Consider the following 23503-nt stretch of genomic DNA (forward strand, 5'->3'; position numbering starts at 1 on the left):
TTGAAAACCTCAAAGGTCTTTGGGTAACTTTGCTTTTTATTCCTGGTCTTTTTGGTTCACCCATAAAAAAAACGAAGAATTTTCTTTTTGACCCGTCTGAGCGTAGTCAAATCATTGATTGGGACTGGGTGGGATTTGTAATCCCACCCTCCTATTCTAACCAATTTATAATTGGTAAAAACCTTCAGTATATTTTCCAAACCTTTTCTCTCCTGTCCAAGTAAAACCTATTATGAAAATCTTGGTAATCCTATTTTTCGCGATGTTGAGTTCTGGACTGTTTGCTCAATCGGTAATCGTAAATCCAGATGGAACTCACTCAGTGGTTATTGATCATGGCGTTCACAAAGTAATAGTCAATCCTGACGGAACCCACTCCGTTGCCGTGAATCCGGGCAGCAACAATATCTTGGTAAATCCCGATGGTACTCATTCACAAATTATTGGGAATGGAAACTCGAAAATCATTGTAAATCCAAATGGAACCCATTCCATCCTATTCTCACAAGATGATTCCCAGCAAGTAGCTGCAAAACCATACTCAGGATACCCATTCTTTTTCTTTAAAAAACGGGGAACCAAAACAATCATCCTTCCTGATGGGTCGGTTCTTCATTTCAAGAAAGTGAATAAAAAGAATAAGTCACAAATTAATAATAGACCTTCGAGGTTTTAAAAACCTCAAAGGTCTAATCTACTTTTCAGATCTCAGCCTTTAGCTTTCTGACTTGGCTCTTGTGTCTTGAATCTTAGGTCTTACTTCTTGATACTTGCTACTCTAAAAACTACTCACTTTTCAATGAATCCACTGGATTTGAAGTAGCAGCCTTAATCGATTGATAGCTCGTAGTCAGCAAGGCAATCAGAATAGCGAATAAACCTGCACCAAGAAATACCTGCCAGCCTAACTCCTGCTTGAATTGGTAGTCTTCCAGCCACTTTTGCATGGCATACCAAGCGATAGGCGATGCGATCACAAATGCGATAAGAACTAGCTTGGCGAACTCCTTAGAGAGTAATACTACAATACTTCCTATGCTGGAACCCAGCACTTTTCGGATACCAATCTCCTTGGTTCTCTGCTCTGCCGTAAAGGCTGTCAATGCAAATAGTCCTAAGCAAGCAATCACAATTGCAAAACCAGCAAAGATGCCAAAGACTTTGCCTAGACGGGTTTCTGAGGCATACATTTGCCCGAATCTATCGTCCAGGAAAGAATAAGTAAAGGGTTGCCCCGGAGCCAGTTCATTCCATTTTGCCTCGATGAAACTTACTACCTCATCTGTATTTGCAGAATTGAACTTGAAGGAAGCAATGCCGCTTGGACTTTCACTCAGAAAGATCATCACTGAACCTATATTTTCTTTGAGCGACTCGAAGTTGAAGTTTTTGACCACCCCTACCACAGTCTTACTTTCCAATTCATCCAAATTAGCGGTCTCGTTATTACCCGCCATGGAGTAGATCTTTTGACCTATAGGATTTCCGATGAAGTTGAATTTCTTTGCGGCTGTTTCGTTGAGAATCACAGCGCTGGAATCAGAGGGGAAATCCATGGAAAAATCTCTCCCTTCCACTATTTCCATTCCCATGGTCTTCACGTAATCGTAGTCCACCTGCCAGTTTTGTAAGCTGACCATATTTTCGGTTTGCTTGGGATCCCTGCCCTCTGCCCACCAAGGCGTGTCTGATCTCCAGGTTCCAGACACGGGCAGATATCCGGTAATTGTCCCCGACTCCATCATACTATTTGCCAGAATCTCTCGCTTGAAGGTCTCCGCCTGACCCTCTAAAGCATAGATATCATCCACGGTGATAATCTGCTCCTTATTGAAGCCGATCTTCTTGTTTTGTATGTAATTCAGCTGGTTGAAAACTGCGATAGTGGCGATCACCAAAATGATAGAGATCGCAAATTGAAATACCACCAGCGAGCTTCGAATCATTCCACTTTTCATTCCCATGGAAACCTTCCCTTTCAGAATGCTAATCGGTTTGAAGCCTGAAAGGAAAAATGCCGGATAAATACCTGCCAGTACGCCCGTACCAATCGCGCCTAAAATCAGAATCAGGTAAAAGGGCCCAAAGCTAAATGGCATGGCAAGTTCCCGCGCTGCCAAGTCATTAAACAGAGGCAGTAACAAAGAAACCAGCGGCACTGCAATCAAAAAGGAGATAAAGCTCAGTAGTATGGATTCCATCAAAAATTGTCGGATCAAGTGCGTTCGGAATGAACCCATCACTTTCCGAATTCCTACTTCTTTGGCACGGGAAGAAGATCTCGCCGTGGATAGATTCATAAAATTGATACAGGCAATAACCAGAATAAACAGAGCAATTGCCACAAACAGATAGACGTAGGTAACATTGAAATTAGGCTCAAATTCTCCCATCAGGTCACTTTTCAGGTGGATATCCAAAAGCGGCTGAACTTCATATTCCATTTTCCCACCATTTACAAACATAGTCTCCAGCGAAGCTCCTTCGCCGAATAGGTTACCCAACTCAGGTGTTATGTTCTTTTCTACCAGAGATTGTAATTTTTGATTTAAAGCGTCAGGATCTGTGCCTTCTCTTACTTTCAGATAAGTCTGGAAATTATTACTTAGCCATGAACTGGTCTGCGCTTCTTCCAAGCCTTCCATGGCCAATAAAAAATTGAAGTGGAAATGACTGTTTTGAGGAATATCTTCATAGACTCCAGTGATCCTAAAATCCATGTCATTATCCAAAATCAAGGATTTCCCTATGGCACTTTCCCCTGGGAAATACTTCTCTGCGATACTCTTGCTGATGGCCATGGTATTTGGTTCTGCCAATACCCCATCTCGGTTTCCTTCTAGAAGCGGAGTTCCAAAAACATTGAAATAGTCCTTGCTTGCCCAGATTACGCCATTTTCCTTGATGTTCTGATCTACTTTTTTCACCAGGTAAGAACCACGTCCTCTAAAGTTAACCGCATATTCCACCTCAGGGAATTCCTCAGGAAGAGCTTCAGCCATTGGAGCCGGTGCTTGGACCATATTCCAATGATTCCCACCAAAAATGATATCCGCATGAATCCTGTAGATCTGATCGGCATCTTTGAAGTGCTTGTCGTAGGAAAGCTCATTGATTACAAAAAGTGAGATAATCATGCAGACCGCCACACCCACCGATAGCCCTAGGATATTGATGAAGGTGTAGAACTTATGCTTCTTTAAGTTTCTGAGGGCGATTTTGAAATAGTTCTTAAGCATGGTTAGATAATTAAGGATTGAAACATAGGAAAATTGGAAGATTTAAAATTCAGATTTTGGAAGGCGGTAAGGTTGCCAGATATCTGGTTGTCTTTGTCCTCCAATCTATAAGTCTTTCCTTTTTATTCGATCTAGCTTCTTGGTTCTTGACTCTTGATTCTAGTTACTTGATACTTGCTACTTAAGTCTTATTATCAGCTACTTCCTACTCACTTTTCAAAGACTCCACAGGATTTGCAGAGGCTGCTTTAAACGCCTGATATCCTACGGTAATCAGAGAAATCACAATCAAAAGCACACCTGATCCAGCAAATATCCACCAGCTCAAATCTGTCTGGTAGGCATAGCTTTCAAGCCAGTTATTCGCGAAATACCAGGCAATAGGAATAGCGATCAGGATAGAAACCAGGATCAATTCGATAAAGTCTTTTGAAACCAAAGTCAGCACGCTCATTAAAGAAGCTCCCATGACTTTGCGCACTCCAATTTCCTTTTTGCGCTTCTCTGCAGTAAATGCGGCCAAGCCAAACAAACCTAGACAAGACAGGAAAATCGCCATAACACCGAAGTATTTTGCCAGCTTGGAAACCCTCTGCTCGGAGGCATAAAGCGACTGGTAATCTTCATCCATAAAGGAATAGTTCAAGGGCTGTCCAGTGAATTTTTCATAGATATCGGAAACACCTGCAATACTAGCCTGCTGATCATTTGACTCAATTCTCACCATTACCTTTTGAGCAAAACTCGGATCATATTTCAAAAAAGCTGGCTTTACTTTTTCCTTCAAAGATTCAAAATGGAAGTCTTTCACTACTCCGATCACCTCCATATCATCCCCCCAAAGGTTGACAATTTGCCCCACTGGATCTTGGAAACCTATAGTTTGAACTGCAGCTTCGTTTAGGATTATTTTACTTTCTTCCTCCCCAAACTCAGGAGAAAAGGCTCTTCCTGCCACCATATCAAAACCCATGGTTTCGATCAAACCCATATTGATACTGATATTTTCAAATTTGACTTGTTCCTCTTCATTTTTCCCCTCCCAAGTCAGACCTATAGTCGAACTGGAAAGTCCAACCAATGGGTGTGATAGGCTGGATGCATTGCTTACCCCAGCTACTTTTTTGGTTTCTTCAAGATAGGCCTCCAATTGGTTTGGAGTGATTCCAGAAGCATTCAATTCCAATAATTGAGCTTGATTATAACCCAGATTTTGATTTTGGATATAGCTCATTTGCTTGCTCAAAACCGTGATCCCGATAATCAGTAGAAGTGAGATTGAAAACTGAAATACTACCAGGCCTTTTCTGGCTAAAAGCTCTCCAAAACTTCCCTTGATAGTAGTTTTCATCACCTCCACTGGCTTAAACTTGGAGAGGTATATAGCTGGGTAAATCCCTGCCAATAATCCGGTAATCAACCAGACACTGAATAAGATGATCAGCACATCTGGCTGAAATGATAGCGTCAGGGATTTGGAAGTGACCTGATTGAAAAAGGGCTGAAGAACAAAAGACAACAACACTGCTAAGACTAGGGCAAATAGGGTCAAAACCAGTGATTCTGATATGAATTGGCCGAAAAGACCAGCTCTACTTGCTCCCATGGATTTCTTCACACCAATTTCCTTTAACCTACTCATAGATCTGGCCGTGGTCAAATTCATGAAATTGATGCATGCGATAACCAGGATAAAAATGGCGATCACTGAAAAGATTTTTACGTAGCTGATTCTTCCGCCGGCTACTTTTCCATCCTCATAAGTGCCATACAGATAGGTATCTCCAAATGGCTGTACAAAGACTGAGACATTGGACTCTACTTCCTTAGTTGTAATGAAATCAGAGATCTGGGCATTAAAACCATTGATGTCAGTTCCTTCTTTTAAGAGGACAGTTGTGGTCGAATTGTAATTATCCCAATGGGCGCCCTCTCCCAGCATTTGTTTGAAATAGGGAAATGCAAGCAGAAAATCAGGCTTATCAAGGTCTAGTTTCCCGAAGTCCTTATAAACTGCGGTAACTTCTACCTCATTCATAAATTCAAAAGCCTGCCATTTCAGAGACTTGCCTAAAGCCAATTGTGGACTTCCAAAAAGTTTGGTAGCCAAAGTTTCAGAGAGCGTGACGGCATTGATATCCGTTAATGCTTTTTGCGGGTTTCCAGCAACAAAATCCACATCGAAAATCTGGAAATACTCCTGATCTACAAAAAACCCACCCCCGGTCATTTTAGTATCTCCCTGCTCGAAAGTAACACCATCAATAAAAGAAGAATGCGCTGTTGCCTTTTCCACCTGAGACAATTCTACATTCATAGCTTCAGCCATCAACGCAGGGGTGTAAGGCACGGTAACAATCCCGGTGGAATTATCATGATTCGTCATCACCTGGTAAATCTGATCTACCTGAGTATGGTAGCGATTAATACTCATTTCATCCTTCACCCATAGCAAAATCAGAATGACCGTAGTCAGACCTACCGTCAACCCAAAGAGATTGATAGCAAAAATATGCTTGGACTTCATGAAGCTGCGGAAGGCGAGGAGGATATGATGGCGGAGCATGGGGAGGGGGAGGTTGGAGGTTGGAAGTGGGAGGTTATTTATCGGTTGATTTTAGTGTATTCCTAAAGGCGGCGATGCTATTCATCAAGTCAAAAGCTTGTTTATAACTATTCTGAAAGGATTCTTCTTCAATGTATCCGCGAAGTTTTGCTTTGTGAAGGCAGGTCACTACCTCAGCTAGTGATCTTAAGGAATAGCCAACAAATTTCCTGAATTCAGCTTGAGAATTACCAGTCGCTCCTTCTGCAATATTCAATGCAATAGAGTCAACTGCTCTACGGATTTGAGAAGTAAGGCTGTACAATTCCTCTTTTGGAAAATCTTTAGACATTCCAAAAATCATCTCGCCAAATACCATTGAAATTTGCCAGATACGAAGTTTTTCAAATTTAAAATCCATCAATTATTCGTTTTAAATTATATATCAATCGACAACAAAGCTCAATAACCACATATACTGTGATCACCAAACTTCCTACATCCCGACTTCCTACTCCCTAACCTCCTACTTCCCGACTTTAAACGTGAAACTGCTCCCTAATATTCTCAGTCACTACTTTACCATCAAATAGGTTAATGATTCGGTGAGCATAGTTAGCATCATGCGGAGAGTGAGTTACCATGACGATGGTAGTCCCCTCGTTATTCAATTCTTCCAAAAGACGCATTACTTCCTCGCCATTCGTAGAGTCCAAATTACCTGTAGGTTCATCGGCAAGGATCACGGAAGGCTTAGCTACAATTGCTCTGGCAATAGCCACACGCTGCTGCTGACCACCAGAAAGCTGCTGAGGGAAGTGGTTTCTTCTGTGCATGATATTCATGCGGGTAAGCACTTCTTCTACCCTTTTTTTGCGTTCATCTGCTGCGATTTTAAGGTAAAGCAATGGAAGCTCTACGTTTTCGAATACAGTCAATTCATCGATCAGGTTGAAGCTCTGGAAGACAAAGCCGATGTTTCCCTTTCTGAGTGAGGAACGCTGTCTTTCAGAGAATTTTGCAACTTCATGTTCAAGAAAGTGATACTCTCCATCATCAGGATTATCCAGTAGGCCGAGAATATTGAGGAGTGTGGATTTACCACAACCTGAAGGACCCATGATAGCGACAAATTCGCCTTTTTTGATTTCAATCTGGATGTTATCCAAAGCAGTTGTCTCTACCTCCTCGGTAGCGTACATTTTTCTGAGATTGACAGTTTTGATTACGTTCATGTTTTTTGAGTTTGAAGACGGGAGACCGAAGACCGAAGTGGGTTGGACCTTCCTACTTTATTTATAGATTTCTTTTTTAAAGACCGAAGACCGAAGTCTTTTGAACCCCCACCATTAGTGATAGAATTTTATGTTTTTTAGTATTTGAGACCCTGTCTCATGTCATCCTGCTTTTTTATTTAATCGCTTTTTTATATCCTATAATCATGTTCATCAGATTGAAACATTCCGAATAGAGTTTTTCAAACAGTGATTCCTCAATGTATTTCCTCCTTTTTGCTTTGTGCAAGCAAGTAACAACCTCTGCTAATGACCTCAGCGCGTAGCCAATAAATCTTCCTTGCTCAGGGTTAGTCTGACCAATCGATCCCTCGGCAATGTTTAAAGCGATAGAATCAGCTGCTCTTCGGATTTGAGAAGTAAGGCTATACAATTCTTCTTTTGGAAAGTCTTTGGACAAAACATGAATTTCCTCACCCAGATCCATAGCCTTTTGCCAAATGATCAATTTTTCAAATTTAAATTCCATATCCCATCATCTTAAATTCTGACTAGTATCGCTCATTGTCACTACTTACTTTCTTCGGTCTTCCGTCTCCCGTCTTCGGTCTTCCGTCTTACCTCACTTCAAATCCAAAATCTCATTCTTCCCAAAATTCTCATACCCAGAAATAATCACTTTCTCTCCTTCTACCAATCCTTCCAGCACTTCGTAATATTCAGGGTTTTTATTGCCAAGACGGATATTTCGCTTTTCGGCATTTCCATCGGAATTGATCACGAACACCCAGTTTCCGCCAGTATCCTTGAAGAATCCGCCTGTAGGTAGCAATAAACTTTGCTCGCTATCACTTAACTGCAATCTGATTCTTACACTCTGCCCTCTTCTGATTCCCTGTGGGCTTTCCCCGGTAAATCTCATATCGACTTCAAATCGCCCGTTTGTAATTGTAGGGTAGATCTTCGTGATCTCCAATTCGTGATCTACACCACTGAGAGTGAACTTTCCTCTCAGCCCACGACCGATTCTTGGTAGGTACAATTCATCGATCGGCACTCGAACTTTGAATTCATCCTGTACATCAATCTGACCATATCGCTCACCTGAATTGATCGCCTGACCAACTTCAATTTGCTCCATAGCCAGCTGCCCTGCAATGGGTGCTTTGATCACCAAACCATCGAGGATCTGCCCTACTCCATTCAGCGAAGCATTCATCCTGCTCTCAGACTGGCGGAGCTGAGCCAACTGATACGATCTGGCAATGGAATCACTTTTATACGACTTATAAGTCAATTCCTTTCTTTTCAGGTTGTATTCATATTGCTCAGCTACCTCTTCAAATTCCCGGTCAGAAACCAGTTTCTTCTCATGTAGCTCTTTGAATCTTTTATATTGTGGCTCAAGTAAACTGATCTGATAATCTATCTCTGCTAATTGACCTTGCTGACTCAAATCGTTTTGATCAAGGAAAAGACGGGTTTGACGTAAGTTGTTGATTTGCTCATAAAGCATGGTCTCACGCTGCATCACGTCCAATTGCAAATTGGAATTAGCCATAATCAAAATAGTATCCCCCACTTCCACCACCGCTCCTGATTCACGAACGATCTGTGCTACCATACCGCCTTCGACTGCATCGAGAAAGAATGTCTGAGCTGGTTCGATCTGACCCGACACTAATATGTAATCGGTAAACTCCCCTTTCGAAACTGTCGCGATACTTAAGCGATCCTTCTCCACATTCATAGTGGATCTATGATCTGCAAATCCGATTTGATAAATAATGCCGGCGACTAAAACAACTACGCCTACTATCCAGGCGATACGTTTAGGGGTCCAGGTTTTCTTAGCTATTTTTCTATCCATTGTGTGTAAATGCCATTTTCGGGCTATCCCCTTTATGCCAAATGGTATGCCATGCAAAAAATCGTCCTTACAAGCTTGTTTCGTTGATTTATAGAAAATCCAGAGCGAGACTCGCGAACATTTTCGTCCGCGAGCGAACAAAAGAATTCAAAGTCGACTATTTTTTCCCTAACTTATCTCCCACCTCATTTTCTAAAAAACATGCCTAGTTTGTCCGAAATCAAACGTTTTGTATCAAATTTAAACAGGATGGTTTTTCGGTATGCTTTTGGAACAAGGGGGTACAACACGACGGAAATTTTTCCGCGTCTGAATAAATTCTTTAAATCATGAGCGAGCAACGTACAGGCAAAATTCTAATTGTAGATGATAACGAGGACCTATTAAAGGCAGCGAAAATTTTTCTAAAGCGGCATTTTTCTCAAGTGGATACGGAAACCAATCCTGACCTACTACCTATCCTTACTCATAATGAATCCTATGACGTGATTCTATTGGATATGAATTTCACCAAAGATGTGAGTTCGGGTCAGGAAGGATTCTATTGGCTGGATCGTATTCTCGAGCTTGACCCTTCAGCAGTCGTAGTTTTGATCACTGCTTATGGAGATGTAAACCTTGCGGTGAAAGCAATCAAGGAAGGCGCATCGGACTTTGTGCTAAAGCCTTGGGAAAACGAGCGCTTGCTAGCTACGCTGAATTCTGCTCTGCAGCTTCGCAAAAAGAAAATGGAAGTGGATCTGCTTCGGGATCAGAAGCAGACGATGCAGCAGGACATAGATAATAAGTTCAAGGATATCATCGGGCAAAGTGATGCCATGCAGAAAGTCTTCGAGACTATAGAGCGCGTGGCTGTCACCGATGCGAATGTGTTGATTTTGGGAGAAAACGGTACCGGGAAAGAATTGATTGCACGTGCGATTCACCGGCATTCCAGAAGAAATAGAGAAGCTTTTGTGGGAGTGGATTTGGGTTCTATTACTCAGACACTCTTCGAATCAGAGCTTTTTGGACATAAAAAAGGATCTTTTACTGATGCCAAAGAAGACCGGGCAGGTAGATTTGAGCAGGCTCACAAGGGAACGCTTTTCTTGGATGAAATAGGAAACCTCCCTCTCGCGCTACAGTCTAAACTTTTAGCAGCTTTGCAAAACCGACAAGTAACTCGTGTGGGTGCAAACCGTCCAGTAGATGTGAATATTCGCTTGATCTCTGCCACCAATATGCCTATACATAATATGGTGTATGAAAATGGCTTTCGTCAGGATTTGCTCTATAGAATCAATACTATAGAAATCCAGCTTCCTCCACTTCGTGAGCGTGTGGAAGACATTCCACTTTTAGCAGATCACTTCATCGCCTTTTACTCTAAAAAATACAACAAAGACATACGTAAAGCTTCGGAACCACTGGTAAAACGCATGACCAAGTACCACTGGCCGGGTAATATCCGAGAATTACAACATAGTATTGAACGTGCGGTAATCATGTCCAATCATAATGTGCTGCAACCCGAAGATCTGTTTTTGCAGAAAATGGCTCAACCCGAGCGACAGGATGAATCGGTAAGTTTGGAGCACTTGAATATTGAGGATGTAGAGCGTATTTTGATCAGAAAGGCCCTGCAAAAGCACAATGGACATATCACCCGGGCGGCAGAAGAACTTGGACTAACTCGATCCTCTTTGTATCGCAGACTAGAAAAATATGGTTTATAAGCGGTTTTCCTTTGGCGTTGGACTTCGGATAATCGGTATCATCCTGAACCTCTACCTTGCGCTTTACCTTTATTACAGTCAGGACCTTTGGCTTGCTCCGGCAATCTTAGGTTTGATTGCTTTGATTCAGATTGGGGAAATGATTTATTATGTCAATTCCATCAACCATAAGCTGGCTAGATTTCTCGATTCCATACGATACGCAGATTTTTCCAGCTCCTTCACTTCGGACAGTAAAATGGGTAATTCCTTCCGTGAGGTAAACACTTCTTTCAATGAGGTCATGGAGGTGTTCAAACAAACCCGAGCTGAAAAGGAAGAACAGATGTTGTTTCTCCAAGTCATCATTCAGCACATCAATACCGGGATTATTTCCTTCAATGATGCTGGAAAAATTGGCGTGATCAATAACGCTGCAAAGCATTTACTGCAGATCCCGCAGTTTCGTGACATCACAGACCTAGGCAAACTCTCTCCAAAACTTCTGGAAGATGTAATGGAAATGAAGCCAGGTCAGCGTATTTCCAAGAAGGTGAATCTTTCCCTCCACCTTATTATTCAATCAACTTCCCTGAAGATGGGCGGCCAAAGCTGGACTTTGCTTTCCCTTCAAAATATCAATGCTGAACTTCAGTCAAACGAGTTGGAAGCCTGGCAAAACCTGACTAAGGTACTCCGACATGAAATCATGAATTCCATTACGCCGATTTCCAGTTTGGTAGAGTCACTTCGTACCATTTTGGATGAGGATAGTTACGTGCAGCAAGAGGGATTTCTAATTAAAAGAGATGGCTTTATGGATATGCAGGAAGGTCTGGATACCATTGCCAACCGTAGCCGCGGACTGGTGAATTTCGTCAATGCGTATAGAGATTACACCAACATTCCAGCCCCGAAAAAAGTCACCATGCCCGTGAGCGAATTATTCGAAAATGTACTCAATCTAATGCGGGAAGAGCTGAAATCTGCTCATGTGAAAATAGAAACTAAAATCCACCCGGTTGATCTAGAGATTCATTGTGATCCCGATCAGATTACCATGATCTTGATCAATTTACTAAAAAACGCATCTGAATCCCTTCAGAATCAAGCAGACCGTACGATTTGGCTTTCATCTATTGGACAGGGAGACCTAGGGTTGATGATACAGGTGGAAGACTCCGGACCTGGAATTATTCCTGAAGCTTTGGAGCGAATTTTTGTTCCTTTCTACACCACCAAAAAAACAGGGAGTGGCATTGGATTGGCGATTTCAAGGCAAATTATGAATCTGCACAAAGGCAGTTTGGAAGTCACCTCCATCCCGAATGAACGGACAGTATTCACGATGAATTTCAGGTAACATCTAACCTTTGAGGTCTTCAAGACCTCGAAGGTTTAATAAATTTGCAGTACCAGAATTTTTAACCGCAGAGCACACGGAGAACACGCAAAGGTCACAATTTAGTGTTAGCCAATTAATCCAGAGGTATGCTTGGTTCAAGTCTCATGACTAGGACCAGATCTAACGCAGTCTTCAGATTGCGATTATTCAAGCCTTTTATGAATCATTCCCTGTTAGTTCTCCACTAACAGTCCTGCCTGATTTCTAATGCTATTCGAGATTAGCAATCTGGAAGTACTAGTCATATCATTTTGCATCACCTTCAAAAAATACCACACCAACTTCATTTCATTGTTAATCAATACTTTGTAACTTATACAAAACGGATTATAAAATGGAAAACAACTTTTTAACACAAACCCAAGTAGCTTTTCACAATTTAAATGGCTTGGTTAATGGTATCGCCATGGATGGACGAATCACTAGAAACGAATACGAGGCACTCAAAGCTTGGTGTCAAACTCATGAAGGACTTTGTACGCAGGAACCTTTTGATTCTTTTTATAAGGAGATTTCTGCTAAAGTCAGAATAGGAACTGTAGGTGCTGAAGAGATATATGAACTCAAAGAAATACTGGAAAAACATGCACCGAACTTTGAAGAGACGGATAAAACCAAAGCCGATCTACACTTTCTCCAAGGAGTTTGTTATGGTATCATGGCCGATGGAGATATCAATAAATATGAGATAGAAATGCTGAAAAAATGGATGGATGAGAATGACCATTTGAGTGCATCTTATCCTTTCAATGAAATCCATGAGGTGGTGGAAAATGCAATAGAAAAGGGTAAAATTGATTCAGAGGAATACAAGGACCTGGTGAAGTATTTTAAAGAATTCCTAAAAATCGAATAGCAATTATCATTTGTAGAAAGTTGGTTGTACACATGGAAAAAAGCCTCTGAGATCAAATGATTTCAGAGGCTTTTAAATTCAGGTCCAGCTACTGGAAAAGTATGACACCTATAATTTCAAACTACTCAAAACTTATACATCGCAGTCACCCCAAACGTCGCTGGATTTCCCAAATGCGAAGGGCCGAAGTTGTATGCATAGTCAATGTAGGTTTCATCGAAGATATTTTTAGCCCAAAGGGTCAGTTCCATCGTGTCTGAAACCACCCCGAACTTTGCATTGGCGATCTGATATGCATCTTGGCTGATCGTATTTTCCAGATTGAAAAACTGCTCTCCGAAGTACAACCACTCCCCTCTTACCATCCAATCCAGCGTGCTGTAATTGAAAAACTGAGGTGTCCACTGCACGGCAACCATAGATGTGAAATCCGGGGTGAAAATCTGCCTGTTTCCAGCGTAATCCACTTCTCCCGATTCTCCAGGAAGGATCAGATTATCAAATGTCGCGTGTGTGTATCCGAAGCTCCAATCAATGCTCAAGTCATTGGTAGGAATAGTGTTGATCTCCCATTCTATTCCCTTGCTGGTCAGATCACCGGCATTTTGAGTGACTACGATTGCATCCGGCAATACTAAACTTGGAATTTGTACATCAGAAATTGTGGTATAGAATAGCGCGACATTTGCGCGAACTCTTCTATTGAAAAAGTAATTCTTACTTCCAATTTCAAAATTGTTTGAGAACTCAGGATCATAGGCAAATAACGGTGGATTGCTAGGATCAGAACCTATTTGGGTCAAGCCTCCAGGTCTGAAGCCACGGCTGTAACTTCCATATACCTCGTTTGTATTAGCCAGCTGATATGCCAAAGCAACTTTAGGAGAAATAGCATTGTAGTCTACATTTCCAGTGGTATCCGGCTGAGTCACCATAGGGTCCCCCTGACCAAAGTCCATCTCCTGCCCAACAGTCAACTCCTTTTTCTCATAATCAGAACGTAATCCAGCAGTCAGTTTCAACTTCTCTGTCAAACTGTAGGTTGCCTGCCCGAAAAACGCATAACCGTAACCAGTTGCTATATTGGTATTGATGGTAGTGAAATTGGAAATCGGAGAACCTAGCAGTGCTGCATCATCACCGAAATAAACGCCCTGCCGGGTAGGTGCATCAGAGGTGAATCCAAAAAACCCGACTTGCCAATTCAGTTTCTGACCTGAATTCACAGAAGCCAGCCTGAATTCCTGAGTCCAAACGGACACAGTATTCCAATCCTTGCCATAATCATTCACAATGGATACTCCATCAATAGGTGAAAAATCCCCATCAATCGGAGTCTTGTAGTAGCGGTAGTTCTTTTGGAAGGAAGTCTGGGAAGAGAAGTTGAACTTCGGTCCAGTATTTTTGATCACCAAGGAAACATTTTGACTGTCATCCACCATTTCAGTGGTTGCATTTTGATTGACCTCAAAAGGATTCTCTATAGCAGAATCAGAATCTGGAGCTAAAGAGAACGGACCATTATTTCTTCCTGAGTTGCTCTTGAAATTCACTATTGCTTCCCAGTTTTTTGCAAAGAGGTAATTCAAATTGCCGGCAAACAGCAAATTCTTTTGCTTGTCAAAATGGCTGTCGTTATACAAGTTAGTGTAGTACCCATCTGTTTTATCAGACAAAATAGAAAAGCCTGCATACAATTTTTGCGGAAGCACCATGGTCTTCACACCGGCAGCAATCCTAGAAAAACCATAATTTCCTACATCTGCACGAATAAATCCGGAGCGCTCGTCAGACTTGGGTTTGGTGATAATATTCATCACCCCTCCCATAGCATTTCTGCCATAAAGCGTTCCCTGCGGACCTCTAAGTACTTCTATTCTTTCCACATCATTTAGCAGGAAAAAGTAGGTATCCAAACCAAATTGATTCACTCCATCCACGTAAGTTGCCACTGCTGGCTCGTAGGAAGTGGTGGTGATACCACGAATGGAAATCACGTTTCTGTTGTCTCCAGGATTGGAAGAATACAAGTTTGGAATATATCCTCGAAGATCCTTCGTCTGCCAAAGGTTCATTTCCTCCACTTTCCGATCATCAACTACCGACACGGATATGGGAACCTTCTGGAGATTTTCAGTTTCTTTCTGCGCAGTTACCATCACTTCTCCGAGCTGAGTCAGGGGAATAGTATCGTTGCTTTGGGAAAAAGAAATTTGGGAAACTAGGCTAAGTCCTGTGACAAAGCACATCTTCGTCACAAATTGGGTATTAAAAATTGACATAAACGAATAGGTAGGTTTAGTCTTCAAATTTAGGGCTGGAAGATTGAAAACCCGATTTTTCAATAACTAATTACTTCCCAAAATACATGGGAATAAATTTGATTTGCTTATGCTATTGTTTGGAAAACGTATTTTTCTCCCAGAAAAGTCAGCCACTTTTACCTGTGATGATTCTGTGACTTACCCTTTGATAATTTACACTTCATAGGAAGACCAACAAAAATTCGACAATTTCATAGCTTTCAAACCTATTTCGATACTTGGAAATTAATTTAGGAACAGTTTCATGTGTCTAACCTAGCTTTCTAAATGCTCACCATAGAATACCTACCCCTCATCTTTTTCATCATCGCCTTATTTTACAGTTCAGTCGGCTTCGGAGGCGGATCTAGTTATTTGGCTATCATGAGTTTATTTCTGACGGATTTCTACGAAATACGCTCCACCGCCCTGATCTTGAATATCTGTGTAGTCACGATCGGGACGATAATCTTCATGCGCAACAAGGTGTTTGACTTTAAGCTCTTTTGGCCATTTCTGGTTTCCAGTATTCCATTGGCCTATTTGGGAGCGCAGCTGAAGCTTTCACAGCAGGCATTTTTTCTAATTCTAGGTGGTGCCCTGATTCTTTCGGGTGTGGCAATGATGCTTCGCTACCTTCAAGCCAAACTAGAATCACATGAATTTAGCCTGATCAAAAAATTGAGTTTGGGTGGTAGTGTAGGGTTACTGGCCGGAGTTTCCGGTATTGGAGGGGGAATTTTTCTTAGTCCTACACTCAATCTATTGAACTGGGCAAACCCAAGAACGGTAGCTGCACTTGCTTCCGTATTCATACTTGTGAATTCCATTTCCGGGCTAATAGGGTTAACCGTTGCAGGCACTTTTCAGCTTGATCCAGATTTGATCTGGAAACTTGTACTCGCAGTCGTGCTGGGAGGAAGCCTAGGATCCTATCTATCAAGCAAAAAATTTAATCTGAGAATCCTTGGTGGACTGACTGCTGTTTTGGTCATTTATGTCGGTCTAAGGCTTGTATTGATGCATGGGTTTGAGATAAATATTTAATATGATTATCCGCAATGATGCCAGTCACCTTAGATTCTTTGCTTATCAGGTTGGAAGACCGATGACCGAAGACTCCCGTACTAACGGGACAGGCTGAAGTGGCCTCAAATCTTAAGTCTAACAGATCTTACATTGCTTTTGCCACCTTATTGGTAGAAAAGGGGGAAAAGCACTCAATATATTTCAATTCGTCTCACAACAACTTCATCCCATCCAATTTCCTGAAAAAATCCTCCCGATAATTCCTGCTGATAGGATAAAGCTCCTTTCCTATCAAAACCTCATTAATCTGCACTTCATCGATATGCCGCATATTGATGATAAAAGATCGATGGATACGCACAAATTCTCCAGGCAAGGCATTTGCAATCCCGGTCAGGGAAACCAGAGACATCACCTTCCGGCTTGGTGTTATAAATTTCACATATTCTCTTTGCGCTTCAATCGCCTGGATTTCTGAAAAAAGAAACTTCACGATGCGGGTATCGGTCTTGATAAAAAAGTAATCCGGTTTCTCCGTGGCCTCTTCTGTAGTCACCTGCGCCGAAAGGTATTCTGTAGCCTTTTCGATTGCCTTTGTAAACCGCTCAAAGGAAACCGGCTTCATCAGGTAATCAATCACATCCAGCTCATAGCCTTTGACTGCATATTCCTCATAGGCAGTCACAAAAATAGTGAGTGGCTTTTCCTCCAATTCATTCAGCAAATCCATACCCGTCATCAGCGGCATGCGAATGTCGAGCAATAGGATATCAACCTGATTTTCTTTCAAAAACCCCAAGGCTTCCTCCCCGTTTTTGCACACCCCAGCGAGTTCCAAATTTGACATTTTGGATACATAATCGGAAAGCAACTTCCTTGCTGGCGGCTCGTCGTCTACAATTAAAACATGGTAGCTCATCCTAATTCAATGGTTAACTTCACTTCAAAGTACGTCGCATGCTGATCCAAGGTCAACTCATGCTTTCCAGGATAGATCAGATTCAATCGCTTTTTCACATTAGAAAGCCCCACTCCACTTTCTTCCTCTGCTGTCTTTCGGGCATCGATCACGTCATTTCTACTATAGAAATGTAACCTATCATCTGCGTCAATAGTCAATTTGATATCAATCGTACCATCAATTGTATTTCCATGTTTAAAGGCATTTTCCAGAAAAACCAGAAATATCAGATGGGCAATCCTGTGCCGATCTTTCACACCTTCATAAGTGAAAAATATCTTGGGCTTCTCATCCAATTTCAATCGCCACAGCTCAATAAAATTCTCCATAAAGGTGATTTCCCTGGAAAGTGATACAAACTTTCCCTGATCTTCATAGAGCATATGCCGCATCATCTCGGAGAGTTTCATGATCGCCGGAGCGGTATTATTCTCTTTGAAATAAGCCATGGAATAAATGTTATTCAGGGTATTAAAGAGGAAATGTGGGCTGAGCTGTAGCTTCAGAAACTTCAGTTCGGAGGCCAATTGACTATTGCGAAGTTCAATTTCATTTCGCTGAGCTTTGATCAGATTGGCAAAGAACCAGACCACCGTCGTGACCAAATAGAAACCAATGGCCGGAACCGATCTGATAAAATAAGTATAAGCTACAGATTGATGTGACATGCCGAGCATATTGACTCTCAGAAGCACAATGACAATCACCAAAGCAAGTGAAGCGATAACGTAGGAAAGATGCTTGCCTTTGGCATACAGCCTGGGCAGGAGCAAATAGTAATTCAGATACGTGATGGCGGAGGAAGTAAGCACATCAGAAATGACGATTTTCCAGATTTCCAACGGAGAATCAATCCAGCTGCTCAGCGAGGCAAATAATATAGCTCCATAGCAAAACCAGAATAGTACATGCAGTGCATAGAATGCCGGACGCGATATGACAGTATTCTTCATTTTCGAAATTTAGAATTTTAAATAACACCAAATCTCAGCGATCATCCAACTGACTGTTGCGCTCTACAGAAAACAGGTTTTCTCCAACCAATGGCAAAAGCTGTCTTTTGAGGCAATTTGTAGAATTGCACTTTTTTCATTCGTAGATCAAATCAGTTGACTGGGTGAGAGAACCTTGCTGTCTATTGATTTCCCCCAAACCCTAGGATTTTTTTTCGTCTATTAGTACTGATGAATTGGGTTAATCCAATTTACAACCAATTGAAAACTAGCACTTCAAAAACAAACTAACCATGAAAAAACTCCTCTTCATTTTTACCCTCCTATTATTCAGCGTTTCCTTCACTTTTGCCCAATCTTCCACGGAGCTGGAAATCAAAAAGCTTTCCATGGACAAATGGCAATGGATGGCCGATAAGGATGTAGCCAAACTGGAAAAGTTATTCGATGACAAAGCAAAGTTTGTTCACATGAGTGGAAGCTGGAAAAAAGACAGGGAACTTGAAATCATCGAATCCGGAAGCATTTGGTACAAGAAGGCGGATGTACACGATACGGCGATTGAGATCTCTGGAAACACTGCGTTGGTTTGGAATAGAATCACCTTGACTGCTCACGTGAGAGGAAATGATGTGGAAAATGAATTTACCGTGACAGAGGTATATCAAAAGCAGGGCGAAGAATGGAAAATGCTCGCGCTGACCTTCAGTAGTGTGCGTGATACACATGAGATAGAACATTAATCCTAAAACCAAGCAACCATGAAAAAGACAATCCTAGGAGTATTAATTCTTCTTTTTGCAATCCAGTTCACCTACGCGCAGGAGGAGGCTACCAAACAGGAAATCATTGAGCTCTCCAAGACCAAGTGGCAATGGATGGCAGAAAAGGATGCTGATAAACTTGCGGAGCTATTTGATGACAAATCGGTTTTCGTACACATGGGCGGTGCCTGGGGCAAAGACCGGGAAGTTGACATCATTCGGAGCGGTGGTATCTGGTATAAAAAAACCGATGTCCATGAGGTTTCTGTAGAGATCATCGACAATACCGCCATCCTACTCAACCGCATTACACTGATCGCCGAAGTCGGTGGTAATGAAGTCACCAATCCATTTGAAGTCACGGAAGTATACATTAAAAAGGCTGAGGGATGGAAACTCGGCTCGCTCTCATTTACCAAACTAATGGGGCCTGGCGACCGATAAACTCCTCGTCCAATGAAAAATTTCCTCCTGTTCATCTTCCTCTTCAGCTCGCTGAGCTGCAGCAGTCAAACACAGCCTGAAGTGCAGCTGAGTGAGGTAGCATCGGAAAAAATTCTAATTGTTTACCTCTCACGCACCAAAAACACCAAAGCTGTGGCGGAAATGATTTACGAAAAGGTAGGTGGAAGATTGGTTAGTCTGGAATTGGAAACTCCCTATCCGGAAGATTATGCAGCAATAGTCGCACAGGTAGCTCAGGAAAATGAAACTGGGATTCTGCCTCCCTTAAAGACTAAAATTAATCTTACTCAGTATGAAGTGGTCTTTTTAGGTTTTCCTACATGGGGAATGCAACTGCCACCACCTATGAAAACCTTCCTAAGTGAAAATGACCTGAGTGGAAAGACTGTCATTCCATTTAATACCAATGCAGGTTATGGAATAGGAAGCAGCTTTGATAAAGTAGAAGAGCTCTGCCCTGATAGTAAGATTCTGGAAGGCTATTCCACAAAAGGAGGCATAGAGCGGGATGGTACCCTGTTCGTCATGGAGGGTACCAAAGAAGTTGAAGTAAAAAAGGAAGTCAATGACTGGCTGAGCAGCTTGGGTTTTTAAAACCTCAAATTGATGCCAGAAAAAATTAATCAGAACTAAAAACAGGATGATTCGGACAGCAAGTAAATCACCAATAAGAATAAAAACTGATATGTCAGGAAATACTGCCGCAAACAGGATCAGTGCAGATTTTATGGAACTGTTGGAAAGTCAATTTCCTGTGACAGACCTGCGAAATACAATTAAACTAAGATCAGCTTCGGACTTTGCCCAAAAGCTCAATATCCATGTTAATCATCTTAACAGGAGTGTCAAATCGATTTTCCATAAGGCAACATCGGTGATTATCAGGGAAAGAATTCTGGCAGAATCCAAGCGTCTTCTAAAGCAAAGCGACTGGAATGTATCAGAAATAGCCTATGCCTTGGGTTTTACAGAAGTGACACATTTCAACAACTTCTTTAAAAAGGAAATGGACATGAATCCCTCACAATTTCGAAGATCGACGATTGAAAATATAGATTGATTGGGTTACAAGAGAAAGTTCAGGTCCATGTGGGTCTGGACTTTCTGCCTTCTGGGCTCGGCGAACCTGCCTACCCTCCTGTCTTTGCAGCTTTGGCAAATGCCTTATATAGAGGAACTGGAAAAAGCTTCTATGATCAGCCATTTATCAATCAGTTAACTAGCTAGTGAAAATTTAGAACCCATTTAAATTACTCCTATCAGCGGCAGAATATGCGTTTCGTTTGAATTTCGTAAGCATCACTCCTTGTAAATAATTAATTTAGAGATAAATACAACACTTATGGCACAGTACAACTTAACTATCAATGGTAAATCTCTCAACGTAGACGTAGATCCTAGCACTCCTATGCTTTGGGTTTTGAGAGATCATCTGGATCTGGTCGGTACCAAATTTGGCTGTGGCATCGCACAATGCGGAGCCTGTACAATTCATCTGGATGGCAATGCAGTGAGATCTTGCCAATTGCCAGTTTCGGCAGCAGAAAATGCTGAAATAACCACCATAGAAGGTATCTCCGAAAAAGGTGATCATCCTGTACAGAAAGCCTGGCTGGAGCATGATGTTCCTCAATGTGGCTACTGCCAAGCAGGTCAGATTATGTCAGCCACTGCACTTTTGAAAAGTAATCCCAGTCCTAATGATGAGGACATCGATAATGCGATGAACGGTAATATCTGCCGCTGTGGAACCTACACTAGAATCAAAGCAGCGATCAAAACTGCCGCTAAATCAGCTTAAATCCCGAGATCATGACATTACTAGATAAAAAGTTAAATAGAAGATCCTTTCTGAAAGTCTCCACTCTTGCAGGAGGCGGAATGATGCTGAGCTTTAGTTGGCTGGCAGGATGTAAGCCTACTCCTGAGCAGGTTCTGACCATGCCTAAAGAATGGTTTGAAATCAACAGCTACATCAAAATCGGTGATAATGGGGCAGTTACGCTTTTCAACCCAAATCCTGAATTTGGTTCAAATGTAAAGACTTCCCTTCCTATGCTTCTAGCAGAAGAACTGGATGTGGATTGGAAAAATGTATTTGTAGAGCAGGCAGATTTTTATCCTAAGCGATTTGAACGTCAGTTTACAGGTGGTAGCCAGGGAATCCGTTCTGGTTGGACTCCTTTGCGTACAGCAGGCGCGACAGCGCGTCAACTGATAGTGAATGCAGCAGCCCAAACCTGGAATGTGCCTGCAGGAGAAATCACCACCAATGCTGGAATGGTAGAACATACAAACTCAGGCAAAAAAGCTGGGTACGGTGAGTTGGCTTCTTTGGCAGGAACCTTAGAAGCTCCAGACCCTGAGACAGTCAAATTGAAGGATATTTCTGACTTCAAAATCATTGGTAATTCTAAAAAGAATGTGGATGGATCCAAAATCGTAACAGGCAAACCTATGTTTGCTATGGATCATAAGGTAGAAGGGATGAAGTATGCGGCTATCGTTCATCCACCGGCATTTGGGATGAAGATCAAATCCTTTGACAAAAATTCGGTGACTTCTATGCCTGGAATTCAGGATGCATTTGAAGTAAAGATTTTTAAAGATGATTATGGCCGTAATTTCTTTGACACCACGACATTCCCGGAGATCATTGCCATAGTTGGCAATTCCACCTGGGAAGTATTACAGGCCAAGAAAAGCATCAAAGCAGAATGGGAGAAAGCACCGGAAAGCAATTTCAAAATGGCTGGATGGGGAGGAAATATATCTGACGTCAAAGTTCCTAGCGGGTTGGAGAACTCCAATACGCATAAGGAAAAGATGGCCGAGTATATCACTAAACCTGGAAATGTGCTTAGAAAAGACGGTGATCCTGAGGCTGCTTTCAAGAAAGCTGCAAGAGTTCTCGAGAGAACTTATACCGCTCCTTTTTTGGCACATAATACCATGGAGCCTATGAATGCATTTGCGGATGTGAAAGGAGACAAAGCCGTCATCTATGGACCAACCCAAGCTCCTGAACAGATCAGTCAAACGCTTTCAAGCAGTCTGGGAATACCTAAAGAAAATATTCAAATCAACCTTGCCCGTATGGGCGGTGGATTTGGCCGAAGGGCTTATAGCCATCATTTGACTGAGGCCGCCTTGATTTCACAGAAAATCCAGGCTCCAGTGAAAATGGTCTATACCCGGGAAGATGATATGAGCGCCGGAGTTTACAGACCTACCTATTCTGCCACTTACCGCGCTGCCTTGGATGAAAACAATAATCTACTCGCGCTGCATGTTAAAGCAGGTGGGATTCCGGAATCTCCAATTCATGCGAATAGATTTCCAGCTGGGGCAATTGATAATTATCTGGCAGAAGGTTGGCAAATTGAATCCAATATTACTATTGGTGCCTTCAGAGCGCCTAGATCCAACTTTATCGCCGGAGCAGAGCAAAGCTTCCTGGACGAATTGGCAGAGGAAATGGGCAAAGACCCAATTGAATTCCGACTGGAATTGCTGAAAAAAGCAGAAACAAATCCCGTGGGCAAGGACAATGACTATGATCCTAAGCGATATGCAGGAGTGCTGGAATTAGTGAGGGATAAGTCCAACTGGTCTAACGTTCCAAATGGAATTTCCCGAGGCGTATCAGCCTATTTCTGTCATAACTCTTATGTAGCCGAAGTGGTGGATGTGAGTATCAAGGACAATCAGCCCGTAGTAGAAAATGTCTATGCAGCGGTGGATTGCGGAATCGTAGTAAATCCAGACGCAGCGGCCAACATGGGTGAAGGGGCGATAATTGATGGGATAGGCAATGCATTCTATGGGGAAATGGCATTTGAAAACGGAGCTCCTACCAAAAGAAATTTCGACACGTATAGAATGATCCGCCACTCAGAAGCTCCTAAGAAAATCGAGGTTCACTTCGTAGATAATAAGGAAGAACCAACCGGATTGGGCGAACCACTCTTTCCACCTGTTTTTGCAGCATTAGGAAATTCGCTTTACAAAGCAACTGGCAAAAGGCTTTATGAGCAACCATTCCAGCCCCAAATACTAGAAATGAAAAATTTAAGAATGTAAGTTCTTATCCAAAAGAATCGACTTTGGCTATGTCAATGAGGGCTTGATTTCAAGCTATTGACATAGTCAAGTGTTGATTTGGTTACTCCAAATTTTTA

Annotated in this window: 21 protein-coding genes; 12 read left to right on the forward strand and 9 right to left on the reverse strand. The window is 42.0% G+C overall.

Annotated elements, in window-relative coordinates; translation table 11 throughout:
- Positions 1-232 precede the first annotated feature (232 nt).
- Positions 233-676, forward strand: a complete 444-nt coding sequence (locus QOL76_RS03170; RefSeq protein ID WP_283411576.1) for a hypothetical protein — start codon at positions 233-235, stop codon at positions 674-676.
- Positions 677-785: 109 nt separating this feature from the next.
- Here QOL76_RS03170 and QOL76_RS03175 read toward each other — a convergent pair whose 3' ends face one another.
- The 6 genes from QOL76_RS03175 to QOL76_RS03200 form a co-directional block, all read right to left on the reverse strand.
- Positions 786-3239 carry an ABC transporter permease gene (locus tag QOL76_RS03175; RefSeq protein ID WP_283411577.1) on the reverse strand — a complete coding sequence of 818 codons (2454 nt, stop codon included), beginning with the start codon at positions 3237-3239 and terminating at the stop codon, positions 786-788.
- Between the two features lie 205 nt (positions 3240-3444).
- Positions 3445-5805: an ABC transporter permease gene (locus QOL76_RS03180; protein WP_283411578.1), complete on the reverse strand. Its 2361-nt coding sequence runs from the start codon at positions 5803-5805 to the stop codon at positions 3445-3447.
- 34 nt (positions 5806-5839) lie between these two features.
- Positions 5840-6205 carry a four helix bundle protein gene (locus tag QOL76_RS03185; protein ID WP_283411579.1) on the reverse strand — a complete coding sequence of 122 codons (366 nt, stop codon included), beginning with the start codon at positions 6203-6205 and terminating at the stop codon, positions 5840-5842.
- A gap of 118 nt (positions 6206-6323) precedes the next feature.
- Positions 6324-7019: an ABC transporter ATP-binding protein gene (locus QOL76_RS03190; protein WP_283411580.1), complete on the reverse strand. Its 696-nt coding sequence runs from the start codon at positions 7017-7019 to the stop codon at positions 6324-6326.
- Between the two features lie 175 nt (positions 7020-7194).
- Positions 7195-7548 carry a four helix bundle protein gene (locus QOL76_RS03195; protein ID WP_283411581.1) on the reverse strand — a complete coding sequence of 118 codons (354 nt, stop codon included), beginning with the start codon at positions 7546-7548 and terminating at the stop codon, positions 7195-7197.
- A gap of 93 nt (positions 7549-7641) precedes the next feature.
- The gene (locus tag QOL76_RS03200) at positions 7642-8889 is read right to left on the reverse strand and encodes an efflux RND transporter periplasmic adaptor subunit (RefSeq protein WP_283411582.1); all 1248 of its coding nucleotides are present in this window, start codon (positions 8887-8889) and stop codon (positions 7642-7644) included.
- Between the two features lie 329 nt (positions 8890-9218).
- Between QOL76_RS03200 and QOL76_RS03205 the strand changes: the two genes are divergently transcribed.
- The 3 genes from QOL76_RS03205 (at position 9219) to QOL76_RS03215 (ending at position 12847) form a co-directional block, all read left to right on the forward strand.
- Positions 9219-10607: a sigma-54-dependent transcriptional regulator gene (locus QOL76_RS03205; RefSeq protein ID WP_283411583.1), complete on the forward strand. Its 1389-nt coding sequence runs from the start codon at positions 9219-9221 to the stop codon at positions 10605-10607.
- Positions 10597-11949: a sensor histidine kinase gene (locus QOL76_RS03210; protein ID WP_283411584.1), complete on the forward strand. Its 1353-nt coding sequence runs from the start codon at positions 10597-10599 to the stop codon at positions 11947-11949. The genes QOL76_RS03205 and QOL76_RS03210 overlap by 11 nt, the downstream gene beginning before the upstream one ends.
- A gap of 376 nt (positions 11950-12325) precedes the next feature.
- Positions 12326-12847 carry a hypothetical protein gene (locus tag QOL76_RS03215; RefSeq protein WP_283411585.1) on the forward strand — a complete coding sequence of 174 codons (522 nt, stop codon included), beginning with the start codon at positions 12326-12328 and terminating at the stop codon, positions 12845-12847.
- Between the two features lie 125 nt (positions 12848-12972).
- Here the strand turns inward: QOL76_RS03215 and QOL76_RS03220 are convergent, their stop codons facing one another.
- The gene (locus QOL76_RS03220) at positions 12973-15129 is read right to left on the reverse strand and encodes a TonB-dependent receptor (protein ID WP_283411586.1); all 2157 of its coding nucleotides are present in this window, start codon (positions 15127-15129) and stop codon (positions 12973-12975) included.
- Positions 15130-15438: 309 nt separating this feature from the next.
- Here QOL76_RS03220 and QOL76_RS03225 point away from each other — a divergent pair, with 309 nt between their 5' ends.
- Positions 15439-16197, forward strand: coding sequence for a sulfite exporter TauE/SafE family protein (locus QOL76_RS03225; protein WP_283411587.1), 759 nt, complete (start codon positions 15439-15441; stop codon positions 16195-16197).
- Positions 16198-16390: 193 nt separating this feature from the next.
- Here QOL76_RS03225 and QOL76_RS03230 read toward each other — a convergent pair whose 3' ends face one another.
- Together QOL76_RS03230 and QOL76_RS03235 are read right to left on the reverse strand one after the other, a co-directional pair.
- Positions 16391-17098, reverse strand: coding sequence for a LytR/AlgR family response regulator transcription factor (locus QOL76_RS03230; protein ID WP_283411588.1), 708 nt, complete (start codon positions 17096-17098; stop codon positions 16391-16393).
- Complete coding sequence (locus QOL76_RS03235) at positions 17095-18093, reverse strand: sensor histidine kinase (RefSeq protein ID WP_283411589.1); 999 nt, start codon at positions 18091-18093, stop codon at positions 17095-17097. Before QOL76_RS03235 ends, QOL76_RS03230 begins: the two co-directional genes overlap by 4 nt.
- 293 nt (positions 18094-18386) lie before the next feature.
- Here QOL76_RS03235 and QOL76_RS03240 point away from each other — a divergent pair, with 293 nt between their 5' ends.
- From QOL76_RS03240 to QOL76_RS03270, 7 genes are all read left to right on the forward strand, one after another.
- On the forward strand, positions 18387-18836 hold the full coding sequence (locus QOL76_RS03240; protein ID WP_283411590.1) for a nuclear transport factor 2 family protein: 450 nt from the start codon (positions 18387-18389) through the stop codon (positions 18834-18836).
- A gap of 18 nt (positions 18837-18854) precedes the next feature.
- On the forward strand, positions 18855-19301 hold the full coding sequence (locus tag QOL76_RS03245; RefSeq protein WP_283411591.1) for a nuclear transport factor 2 family protein: 447 nt from the start codon (positions 18855-18857) through the stop codon (positions 19299-19301).
- A gap of 12 nt (positions 19302-19313) precedes the next feature.
- On the forward strand, positions 19314-19916 hold the full coding sequence (locus QOL76_RS03250; protein ID WP_283411592.1) for a flavodoxin family protein: 603 nt from the start codon (positions 19314-19316) through the stop codon (positions 19914-19916).
- 91 nt (positions 19917-20007) lie between these two features.
- Positions 20008-20382: a helix-turn-helix domain-containing protein gene (locus tag QOL76_RS03255; RefSeq protein WP_283411593.1), complete on the forward strand. Its 375-nt coding sequence runs from the start codon at positions 20008-20010 to the stop codon at positions 20380-20382.
- The gene (locus tag QOL76_RS03260) at positions 20379-20549 is read left to right on the forward strand and encodes a hypothetical protein (protein ID WP_283411594.1); all 171 of its coding nucleotides are present in this window, start codon (positions 20379-20381) and stop codon (positions 20547-20549) included. Before QOL76_RS03255 ends, QOL76_RS03260 begins: the two co-directional genes overlap by 4 nt.
- A gap of 115 nt (positions 20550-20664) precedes the next feature.
- Positions 20665-21123, forward strand: coding sequence for a (2Fe-2S)-binding protein (locus QOL76_RS03265; RefSeq protein ID WP_283411595.1), 459 nt, complete (start codon positions 20665-20667; stop codon positions 21121-21123).
- An 11-nt stretch (positions 21124-21134) separates the two neighbouring features.
- A complete protein-coding gene (locus tag QOL76_RS03270) occupies positions 21135-23405 on the forward strand; it encodes a xanthine dehydrogenase family protein molybdopterin-binding subunit (RefSeq protein WP_283411596.1) in 2271 nt (756 codons plus the stop codon).
- Positions 23406-23503: the final 98 nt, after the last annotated feature.

The organism is Algoriphagus winogradskyi (assembly GCF_900182815.1).
GTDB lineage: Bacteria > Bacteroidota > Bacteroidia > Cytophagales > Cyclobacteriaceae > Algoriphagus > Algoriphagus winogradskyi.